2 protein-coding genes are annotated in these 1,071 nt (G+C 69.0%); both read left to right on the top strand.

The window, feature by feature from the left end; genetic code table 11:
* Positions 1-97 precede the first annotated feature (97 nt).
* Complete coding sequence (gene rfbF / locus ACRDSQ_RS11145) at positions 98-871, top strand: glucose-1-phosphate cytidylyltransferase (protein ID WP_431420779.1); 774 nt, start codon at positions 98-100, stop codon at positions 869-871.
* A gap of 3 nt (positions 872-874) precedes the next feature.
* Positions 875-1,071: hypothetical protein (locus ACRDSQ_RS11140; protein WP_431420778.1), on the top strand; the 197-nt coding region annotated here is incomplete at its 3' end.

Raw genomic sequence — 1,071 nt, 5'->3', positions numbered from 1 at the left:
GATCGGCACCGGCGCTCCCGGTGCTCGTCGTCGACGACGGCTCGATCGACCACACCGCGGCCGCGGCGCGAGCAGCCAGACAATTGACGGAACGCCCATGAAAGTCGTGCTTCTCGCCGGCGGACTCGGCACGCGGCTGAGGGAGGAGACGGAGTTCCGTCCCAAGCCCATGGTGACGATCGGCGGCCGGCCCATCCTGTGGCACATCATGAAGACCTACGCGCACTACGGCCACCGCGAGTTCGTGATCTGCCTCGGCTACAAGGGCGACGTCATCCGCGACTACTTCCTGAACTACGAGGTCCGCCATCGCGACGTCACCGTCACCCTCGGCTCGCGCGAGGTCGAGGTCCACACCCCGCACGGCGAGGCCGGCTGGCGGGTGACGCTGGCCGACACCGGCGAGGCGACGCTGACCGGCGGCCGCCTGGGGCGCGCGGCGCGCTATCTGGACGGCGACCGGTTCATGGTGACCTACGGCGACGGGGTCGCCGACATCGACCTCGACCGGCTGGTGGCCTTCCATTGCGGCCACGGCAAGCTGGCCACCCTGACCGCCGTCCGGCCGTCCTCGCGGTTCGGCGAGGTCGTGATCGAGCGCGACATGGTCCAGGTGTTCCAGGAGAAGCCACAGGTGCAGGGCAGCTGGATCAACGGCGGCTTCTTCGTCTTCGAGCGTGCCGTGCTCGACCCGATCTCCGGCGACGACGAGAACCTCGAGCAGTCGCTGCTGATCAAGCTGACCGGGATGAAGCAGCTGGCCGTCTACCAGCACCACGGCTTCTGGCAGTGCATGGACACGCCGCGCGAGATGGATCTGCTGAACGACTTGTGGCGGCAGGACGAGGCCGCCTGGGCCGTGTGGCGATGAGCGATGGTCGCGCGTGAGCGCTGGCGTGACCAGTGCGTGTTCCTGACCGGACACACCGGCTTCAAGGGCGGATGGCTGGCCACGTGGCTGCTCGACCTCGGCGCCCGCGTCACTGGCTACGGTCTGGCGCCCGACACCACGCCTTCGTACTTCGAGCGCTGCGGCCTCGCCCACCGCCTCACCTCGGTCCGCGGCGACGT

The sequence above is a fragment of the Actinokineospora sp. genome (genome assembly GCF_050699995.1).
Classification (GTDB): domain Bacteria; phylum Actinomycetota; class Actinomycetes; order Mycobacteriales; family Pseudonocardiaceae; genus Actinokineospora.
Note: the sequence above shows the minus strand (reverse complement) of the source record. Positions and strands in the feature narration are given on the sequence as shown.